Origin of the sequence: Novosphingobium sp., from assembly GCF_031417815.1 — a bacterium.
In the GTDB taxonomy this organism is placed as follows: domain Bacteria; phylum Pseudomonadota; class Alphaproteobacteria; order Sphingomonadales; family Sphingomonadaceae; genus Novosphingobium.
This window is the reverse complement of sequence record NZ_JANOWI010000057.1, coordinates 18,135-27,474: the sequence shown is the minus strand read 5'-3', so window position 1 is coordinate 27,474 and position 9,340 is coordinate 18,135. Positions and strand designations below refer to the sequence as shown.

Sequence of the window (9,340 nt, the reverse complement as noted above, 5' to 3'; positions counted from 1 at the left end):
ATCATCGCGGGAACATAGTCCGTCGCGATCGACCACTGCGCGGGCTGGCGGATATTGAGCGCCTTGACGTCGGCCCAGTACGCTTCGGTGTAGTGCCGCGCGATGTCCCAGATCGACTGGGCGCGTTCCGCAGCGGCCTTTTCCAGCTTGTCCTCGCCCGCGTCGGCGTCATCGGTCAGATGCCCGACATCGGTGATGTTGACAATATGCTTGAGATCGTAGCCTTTGAACTTAAGCACCCGCCCCAGCGTATCGGCGAAGACATAGGCGCGCATGTTGCCGATGTGCTGGTAGTTGTAGACCGTCGGCCCGCACGAATAGACCCGGGCTTCACCCGGGTGGACGGGCTGGAAAGTCTCAAGCTGGCGGGTCAGGCTGTTGAACAGGCGCAGGTCGGTCATGAGGCGTGGCCTTACGCAGAGGCAGCGAAAGGTCAACTCCCCTCCCGCTTGCGGGAGGGGTTGGGGGTGGGTGAGTCAATTTTCCGAGCAGTGTTGGCGGCGGCGGACTGGCCCACCCCTAACCCCTCCCGCAAGCGCGAGGGGGCCTGGTCAGAACCCTTCCCAGCGCACCGCTTCATCAAGGGCTACACGCGGCACCGGGAATTGGTTGACCGCAAGATCGCGATCCCCCCAGCCGATCGCCATGCCGCAAAAGAAGATGTGATCCTCGGGGATCGCCACGCTTTCGCGGATCTGCTTCGAATAGACTGCCCATGCTTCCTGCATGCAGCAATCGAGCCCTTCCTCACGCAGCAGCAGCGCCATGGTCTGCAGCCACATGCCGATATCGGCCCATTGCGGCGGGCCCATATAGCGCGGCGTGTGGATCAGCATCAGCACCGGCGCGCCGAAGGCCTGGAAATTGCGCGCGAACCATTTGAGCCGCGACGGTTTGTCTTCGCGCGGGATCGCGAGCGCGGCATACATCGCTTCGCCGACGCCGAACCGGCTAGTCTCGTAGCGCCCGTCAAGCTCTGGCGGATAGACGTTGTATTCGGGCGCAAAGGCGGCGCGGCCCTGCGGCACCACCGTGGCGACATGGCCCAGCAGCCTGGCCAGCGACTCGCCGGACAGCATCACCGCATTCCACGGCTGGGTATTGCCCCCAGAGGGCGCGTTCTGCGCTTTTTCGAGCACGCGGCGCAGCACAGCCTGATCGACTGGCTTGTCCTGGAAAGCACGGATCGAACGGCGCGTGGCGACGGCTTCGGTTACGTTCACTTGCTTTCCTCCTCGAACAGCCCCGCCAGTTGCTCGATCATCGTGCCCGCAAGCTGCTCGACATCCATGATCGTCACCGCGCGGCGATAGTACCGGGTGACGTCATGACCGATCCCGATCGCCACCAGCTGCACCGGGCTCTGCTTCTCGATCCAGTCGATCACCTTGCGCAGGTGCAGCTCGAGATAGCCGGCGTTGTTCACGCTCAGCGTGGAATCATCCACCGGCGCGCCGTCTGAAATCACCATCAGCACCCGGCGATCCTCGGGCCGGGCGAGCAGGCGGGCGTGGGCCCAGAGCAGCGCCTCGCCGTCGATGTTTTCCTTGAGCAGCCCCTCGCGCATCATCAGGCCAAGGTTCTTGCGGGCGTGGCGATAGGGCATATCGGCCTTCTTGTACACGATATGGCGCAGATCGTTGAGCCGGCCGGGACCCGCCGGTTTGCCGCCGCCGAGCCAGGCCTCGCGGCTTTGCCCGCCCTTCCAGGCGCGGGTGGTGAAGCCGAGGATCTCGGTCTTGACCCCGCAGCGCTCCAGCGTGCGCGCCAGCACATCGGCGCTGATTGCTGCGATCGAGATCGGCCGCCCGCGCATCGACCCCGAATTGTCGATCAGCAAGGTGACGATGGTGTCCTTGAAATCGACCTCGCGCTCAACCTTGTAGCTCAGCGAATGGCCGGGCGAGATGATCACCCGGGCCAGTCGCGCGGCATCAATCAGGCCTTCTTCCTGGTCGAAATCCCAGCTGCGGTTTTGCTGCGCCATCAAGCGGCGCTGCAGCCGATTGGCCAATTTGGTGACGATCCCCTGCAAGCCCTTCAATTGCGCATCCAGATAGGCGCGCAGGCGGGTCAGCTCTTCCTCGTCGCACAGATCATTGGCCGCCACGACTTCGTCAAACGCTTCGGTATAGGCCTTGTAATCGAATTTCAGCGGCAGTTCGGTCCATGGCCGGTTGGGCCGGGTCGGGAGCATGCCCTCGTCGCCCTCCTCGCCTTCCTCAGAATCGGAATTGTCTTCCTCGGTCTGGCGCTCGTCCTCGCTCTCGCCCTCGTCGTCGCCTTCGCTGGGCTCGCTGGCGACTTCGCTGGGGTTCTGATCCTCGCTGGTCTCACCGTCGTCGCTTTGCTGCTCGTTTTCATCCTCGCCGTCCTGGTCCTCGCCCTCCTCGGTATCGGGTTCGAGCGATTGGGCCTTGGTCAGTTCAAGGTGCTGGAGCATGCTGAGCGAGAGCTGCTGGAACGCTTGCTGATCATCGAGCATCGCCGATAGCGCATCAAAATCGCCCTCGGCCTTTTCCTCAATCCAGTCGCGCAGCATCGCCACGCCTTCACGCGCGGCCTCAGGCACCGGCTGACCGGTCAGGTGCTCGCGCAGCAGCAGCGCCAGCGCGGCCTGCATCGGCACCTCATCAGCGCGGCTGGCGCGGGTGATCGGATCGCCCTGGGTACGTACCACCAGCGCCGCATCAAGGTTGTCACGCATGCCCTTGTAATCGCGCGCACCCAGCGCTTCATAGCGGACCTGCTCGACCGCATCGTAACAGGCCCGCGCGGTCGGCTCGCCCGGCGCATTGCGGCTGTGGAGCCCCTCGCTGTGATGGCGCAGCTTCAGCGCGAAGCTATCGGCAAAGCCGCGCGCTTCCATTGCCTGATCGCGCGGCAGGTTGCGCCCCGGCATCGGCAGGCGGAAATTGTTGCCATTGGCCACCGGAGCATCGGCGGTCCACGCGATCTCCACCTCAGGCTCGTGCGCCACCGCGCGCGAGGCGCCGGTAAGAACGCTTTTGAAGCGGTCGAGGGGGGATTCGTCTGACATCGGCCTGCGCAGTTCGCTTAAATCGTCTGCCCGGTCTTGGCCCAATCGGCCATGAAACCTTCGATGCCCTTGTCGGTCAGCACATGCTTGACCAGTGCCTTGATCACGGCGGGCGGCGCGGTCATCACTTCGGCACCGATCCGCGCGGCTTCGAGCACGTGGACCACGTGGCGCACCGATGCGACGAGGATTTCGGTGCGGAAATCATAGTTGTCATAGATCAGGCGGATGTCGCGGATCAGGTCCATCCCGTCGAAGCCATTGTCATCGTGGCGGCCAACGAACGGCGAAACGAAGGTGGCGCCGGCTTTGGCCGCGAGCAGCGCCTGGTTGCCCGAAAAGCACAGCGTGACGTTGACCATGGTGCCATCGCTGGACAGCGCCTTGCAGGTCTTGAGGCCATCAAGCGTCATCGGCACCTTGATGCAGACGTTGTCGGCGATCTTGCGCAGTGTTTCCGCCTCGGCCATCATCCCGGCGTGATCGAGTGCGACCACTTCGGCGCTGACCGGGCCATCGACGATCCCGCAGATCTCACGCGTCACTTCAACAAAATCACGGCCCGATTTCATGATCAGGCTGGGATTGGTGGTCACGCCATCGAGCAGGCCGGTGGCGGCCAGTTCCTTGATGTCGGCAATTTCGGCGGTATCGGCAAAGAACTTCACGGCACACGGCTCCTTGGTGCGAGTCACCTGTCGCTATATGACCTGCGTGCAGATCATGCCAGCCACCGATCCTCTCAATTTTGCGAAGCCAAATGGGGAGGTGGCATTTGCGCAACAAATGACGGAGGGACTTCTGCTCTGGCGTCCAAACCCCTCCGTCTGGGCCTGTCGGCCCATCCACCTCCCCATTTGTGGCAGACGCCAAAAACGGAGAGGACCTGAAGCTAAAGAACCTTGAGCACCCCGATCAACAGTGGATCGTTGGTGCTGGACGGATTGGCGCGGATCGCGCTTTCCTCTGCCCCGATCTGGTACCAGACCGAGTTATCGGCCCTGAGCGCAACGGCCTGGGCAACCTGGCCGACATCGACCCCGGCAAGCGCCGCCATCGCCTGGCGCACGATCGGATCGCCGGTGACGCTGAGCGCATCGGACAGACCCGGGATCATCGCATTGATCAGGGCCGGGCCCATTTCGGCGCGCAGAAACGATGTGGCAGCGGTCGGTCCGCCCTTGATCAGGCCAACGGCATCGGTAACCGAAAGCTTCTTGACCGCATCGTAAACCACCGGCGCAGCGCGCTCTGCGCCCTTTTCGGCGACCAGGTTGAGCTGCTTTTGCAGGCCCTGTTTGAACGGCCCGGAGGACAGCAGCGTCTGCACCGCCCCGCCCCCGGTAAACAGCACCGGCAGATCGAACCGCGCCACTTCGCTATCCCAGAATCCGCCCGGTGCAGTCAGTTTGGCAAAGGCATTTCTGGACGACAAGGTGAGCAAGCGCTTGATCGCCTCGGTCATGCTGAAGCCGCCCAGCGCCTGGCAGCCCGGCAGCGCGAGAATGCCCGCGGCCGCCGTGCCGACCAGGAAGGCCCGCCGTGCAAAAGTTCCGTTTGCGATCAATTCCATCTCTACCCCCATGGTGCGACCTTGAATTAGCGATTGAGCTTGGCGCGGGATTGTCGTCATAGCGTAGCGACAATGTCCCGTGTCCGACTCCTTGTTTTCAATCCGGTGCTGCAGGTCCTAGACTATCGCCTTCCCTCTGGAATGGCGACAGATTTCGGCCAACTGGTGATCGCCCCGCTGGGGCCACGCCAGGTGCTGGGGATCGTCTGGGAACCAGAACGGCTGGCTGGCACGGAAGTTCCCGACAGCAAGCTTCGCCCGATCCTTGAGGTGCTGCCGGTGCCGGCGTTTTCGAAGGCGCTGCGCAGCCTGATCGAATGGACCGCGGACTATTACGTTGCGCCGATGAACGCGGTCGCGCGGATGGCGCTGGGATCGATGGCGGCGCTGCGCGGCGGCGGCACCACCACCGAATACCGCCTGTCCGGCCTCGAACCCAAGCGCCTGACCCCGCAGCGCGCGGCGGCGATGGACGCGCTGCACGGCGAACAGGCCAGCATCCGCGAACTGGCCGAATTGGCCAGCGTTTCAGAAGGCGTGCTGCGCGGCATGCTGGGCTCCGGGATCCTTGAACCGGTCACCGTCGATCTCGACCGGCCTTATCTGCGCGCGCGGGCCGATTACGCTCAGCCCGAACTGTCAGACTTGCAGCAGGCCGCCGCCGATCAGCTGGTTTCGGCCGTGCGCCAGGGCGGCTTTACCCCCTTCCTGCTCGACGGGGTGACCGGATCGGGCAAGACCGAATGCTATTTCGAGGCAATTGCCGAAGCGATCCGGCAACAGCGCCAGGTGCTGGTGCTGCTGCCCGAAATCGCGCTGACCGAAAACTTCCTGCGCCGCTTCGAAGCGCGCTTCGGCGTCCCGCCGCTGCTGTGGCACTCGTCGGTCAAGCAAAGCGAGCGGCGGCGCGCCTGGCGGGCAATCGTTTCGGGTGAGGCGCAAGTGGTTGTCGGCGCACGCTCGGCGCTGTTCATGCCGTTTGGGGCGCTGGGCCTGATCGTGGTCGATGAAGCGCACGAGGTGTCGTTCAAGCAGGACGACGGCGTGCGCTATAACGCGCGCGATGTGGCGGTGATCCGGGCGCGGTTCGAAGCGGTGCCGGTAATCCTGGCCAGTGCCACCCCGGCGCTCGAATCGCTGCAACTGGCCGAGGCCGGGGTCTATACCAAGATCGACCTCCCGGCGCGCTATGGCGGGGCAGAATTGCCAGCAGTGCGGGTGATCGACCTGCGCAAGGATGTACCCGAACGGGGCCGCTGGCTGGCCCCGCCGTTGGTGGCGGAACTGACCGGGCGGCTGGCAAAGGGCGAGCAATCGCTGCTGTTCCTCAACCGCCGTGGCTATGCCCCGCTGACGCTTTGCCGCCATTGCGGCTATCGCTTTCAGTGTCCCAATTGCAGCGCCTGGCTGGTCGAACACCGGCTCTCGAAACGGCTCGCCTGCCACCACTGCGGACACGAAATGCCAACGCCGGAGGTCTGCCCCGAATGCCACGAAGGCGATTGCCTTGTTGCATGCGGTCCGGGGGTAGAACGGATCGCCGACGAGGTCCGCGAACTATTCCCCAACGCACGTCTGGCCGTGGTGACCTCGGACACGTTAAACAGCCCGGAGAAAATCGCCCAATTTGTGGCCGCAGCCGAACAAAGGGAAATTGACGTGATTGTCGGCACTCAGCTGGTCACCAAAGGCTACCACTTTCCCGAGCTGACGCTGGTCGGCGTGATCGATGCCGACCTTGGCCTTGAAGGCGGTGACCTGCGCGCCGCCGAACGCACCTATCAGCAGATCGCCCAGGTTTCAGGCCGCGCCGGCCGCGGCGAAAAGCCCGGCGAAGTGCTGATCCAGACGCGCCATCCCGAAGCTGCGGTGATCGCTGCTCTGGCTGCTGGCGACCGTGATGCGTTCTACGCCGCCGAGGCTGAAGGCCGCAAGGATGCCGGCGCACCGCCGTTCGGCCGCTGGGCCGCGATCATCGTTTCCAGCGAGGACGAAGCTGAAGCGCGCGAGGCGGCCAAGGCGATCGGCGCAATGGCGCCCAACCTGCCCGATGTGGTGGTGCTGGGCCCCGCCCCGGCCCCGCTGGCGCTGCTGCGCGGGCGCTATCGCTATCGCCTGCTGATCAACGCCCGCCGCTCTGCGCAATTGCAGGACGTGATCCGGGCCTGGCTGGGGCAGCTGCAATTCGCCCAAGGGGTGCGCGTCGCGGTCGATATCGATCCGTATAGTTTCGTATGACCCAGCCCGTGCTCATTCCGGTTCTGGGCGACCAGCTAAGCCACCGACTTGCCAGCCTCGTTGGATCGGATCCGGCAGGCAGTGTGGTGCTGATGATGGAAGTCCGGCGCGAGGCCGCCCACGTCAAACACCACAAGTCGAAGATCGCGCTGATTTTCAGCGCTATGCGCCACTTTGCTGCTGAACTGCGCGAAGCTGGTTGGACGGTGGATTACGTTGCGCTGGACCATCCGGACAACACCGGCAGCTTTGCTGGTGAACTCGCCCGGGCGGTAGATCGCCACAAGCCGCACGCTCTGCGGCTGACCGAACCGAGCGAATGGCGGGTGCGCGAAGATGTCGCGGCATGGTCTGCAGCGCTCGGCCTTCCGGTCGAAGTGCTGGAGGATGATCGCTTCCTTTGCACCCACGGTGAATTCGCACACTGGGCCGAAAATCGCCGTGAATGGCGCATGGAATACTTTTACCGCGAGATGCGACGCAAGACCGGTCTGCTGATGGACGGCGATCATCCTGAGGGTGGGCGTTGGAACTTCGATGCCGAGAATCGGTCGGGCCCGTCTCCCGGATTGCGCGGACCGGCGCTTCCCCGCTTTGCGCCGGATGCGACGACCACGGCGGTCCTGGCCCTGGTCGAACGTGAATTTGCCGATCATTTCGGCGCGCTTGGCGCGTTCAACTGGCCGGCTAGCGCCAGCGAGGCAGAGGCGGCGGCAGAAGCCTTCCTGAGCGAGCGCCTGCCGATCTTCGGGCAATGGCAGGATGCCATGGTGGCGGGCGAGGATTTCATGTTCCACGCGGTCCTTTCACCGGCGATCAACCTTGGCCTGCTCGATCCGCTGGACCTGTGCCGCCGCGCCGAGGCGGAATACCGCAAGGGCAATGCCCCGCTTGCTGCCGTTGAAGGCTTTATCCGCCAGATCATCGGCTGGCGCGAATATATCCGCGGGGTTTACTGGCAAACGATGCCGGGGCTAGCGACAGCCAATGCGCTGGATGCCCGGCGTCCCTTGCCCGATTTCTACTGGACCGGCGCAACCGACATGGCCTGCATCGCCGATTGCGTGCGCACCACGCGCGACAATGCTTATGCCCATCACATCCAGCGGTTGATGGTGCTGGGCAATTTCGCGCTACTGGCCGGGCTTGATCCGGGCCAGGTCGCCGACTGGTTCCTGGTGGTTTATGCCGATGCCTTCGATTGGGTCGAATTGCCCAATGTGGCCGGCATGGCGCTGTTCGCCGATGGCGGGCGACTGGCATCAAAACCCTACGCAGCCAGCGGTGCCTACATCAACCGGATGAGCAATTACTGCGCCAGCTGCCGTTACGATGTGAAGAAGAAGACTGGTCCGGATGCCTGTCCGTTCAATGCACTTTACTGGCACTTTCTTGACCGCAACGCCCCCACGCTGGCAGCAAACCGGCGGCTGGCCAATCCCTATGCCACCTGGCGGCGGATTGATGCGGGCAAGCGCGGCGCATACATTGCCAGCGCCGATGCGTTCCTTGACACGCTGGATCCGGCCCGCCCCGGTTGGGCGCGCGGCGGTGACTAACGCCGCCACATCGGCCGAACGATCTGACCGCGCCGCGCCGCCATAACAAGCAGCAACACGCCTGCCGAGGTCGCGATCACCATCGCCACCACGCTCGCCTCAAGTCCGAAATCACCGCCGGTCAGCCAGTCCGGCCCCACGCGCCGGGTGATCAGCAGGCCGAGCGGGGCATCGCCGCCCGATACCGGGACCGAAAAGACCCAGCCTTGCGTGAAATTCCACGCCGCGTGGATTCCGATCGCCAGCCACAGCCGGCGGGTCAGCAAATAGGCCGCGCCGAGCAGAATTCCAGCCTCCAGCGCGATCGCGAGCGATGACCACCAGGTCGCATCGGGGTTGACGATGTGGAGCAGCCCGAACAGCGCCGAAGTGAAGGCCAGCGCCCCCCAGGTCCCGATCAGCTGTTCAAGATGGCGCAGCACAATCCCGCGAAACAGCGTTTCTTCGATCGTGCCACTGACAATCGCAATCGCCAGCATGGTCCAGATTTGCCCGGCGCCGCGCACACCCAGCACCTCGAACCCGCCCAGCAGGGCAACGATCCCGGTCATCACCGTGAACAGCAGCGTGCCGAACGCGATCCCGGCGGCGAGTTCTGGCAGGGCCCCGTTGGCGGCAAATTCGGTATCGGGTGCGCGTTCGACCCAGCGCTTGAACGCCTTGTAAGCCAGGATCACCGCTGCCGCCATCAACACCGCCCCCAGCATCTTTTGCGGGGTATTGCTTTCAAATTCCAGCAAGTCCCACGACCGCGCGACCGCGACCCCGACCGCCGCGACCCCCACGAAGCCAAGGATCAGCAGGGTCAGCGGGAAAGCAATGATCCGCCGCGCCAGCGATGGCGGCACAGGGGCTGCGGCAAGCGCGGCGTCATTCATGGGATTCTCCTGATCGACATAGTGTATTGCATGAATAATACAGTATGCCGAT

General features: G+C 64.1%; 7 protein-coding genes and 1 pseudogene. 2 read left to right on the top strand and 6 right to left on the bottom strand.

Annotation, left to right across the window (positions count from 1 at the left end; translation table 11 throughout):
• From RMN99_RS14235 to RMN99_RS14215, 5 genes and pseudogenes are all read right to left on the bottom strand, one after another.
• Positions 1-401 (bottom strand): annotated as a pseudogene (locus RMN99_RS14235) (cysteine--tRNA ligase); the annotation flags it as partial.
• Positions 402-551: 150 nt separating this feature from the next.
• Positions 552-1,223, bottom strand: coding sequence for a nitroreductase (locus RMN99_RS14230; RefSeq protein ID WP_309623988.1), 672 nt, complete (start codon positions 1,221-1,223; stop codon positions 552-554).
• Positions 1,220-3,040, bottom strand: a complete 1,821-nt coding sequence (gene cobT / locus RMN99_RS14225) for a cobaltochelatase subunit CobT (protein WP_309623987.1) — start codon at positions 3,038-3,040, stop codon at positions 1,220-1,222. The genes RMN99_RS14230 and cobT overlap by 4 nt, the downstream gene beginning before the upstream one ends.
• 17 nt (positions 3,041-3,057) lie before the next feature.
• Positions 3,058-3,708: a fructose-6-phosphate aldolase gene (gene fsa, locus RMN99_RS14220; protein WP_309623986.1), complete on the bottom strand. Its 651-nt coding sequence runs from the start codon at positions 3,706-3,708 to the stop codon at positions 3,058-3,060.
• A 224-nt stretch (positions 3,709-3,932) separates the two neighbouring features.
• Positions 3,933-4,613 (bottom strand): DUF4197 domain-containing protein, encoded by a 681-nt coding sequence (locus RMN99_RS14215; protein WP_309623985.1) that lies wholly within the window; start codon positions 4,611-4,613, stop codon positions 3,933-3,935.
• 72 nt (positions 4,614-4,685) lie between these two features.
• On the opposite strand from RMN99_RS14215, the gene RMN99_RS14210 reads away from it, so the two are divergent.
• Complete coding sequence (locus tag RMN99_RS14210) at positions 4,686-6,851, top strand: primosomal protein N' (protein WP_309623984.1); 2,166 nt, start codon at positions 4,686-4,688, stop codon at positions 6,849-6,851.
• Positions 6,848-8,410 (top strand): cryptochrome/photolyase family protein, encoded by a 1,563-nt coding sequence (locus RMN99_RS14205; protein ID WP_309623983.1) that lies wholly within the window; start codon positions 6,848-6,850, stop codon positions 8,408-8,410. Before RMN99_RS14210 ends, RMN99_RS14205 begins: the two co-directional genes overlap by 4 nt.
• On the opposite strand, the gene RMN99_RS14200 is transcribed toward RMN99_RS14205, so the two are convergent.
• A complete protein-coding gene (locus RMN99_RS14200) occupies positions 8,407-9,288 on the bottom strand; it encodes a CPBP family intramembrane glutamic endopeptidase (RefSeq protein WP_309623982.1) in 882 nt (293 codons plus the stop codon). The two genes, RMN99_RS14205 and RMN99_RS14200, sit on opposite strands and share 4 nt — an antisense overlap.
• Between the last annotated feature and the right edge of the window lie 52 nt (positions 9,289-9,340).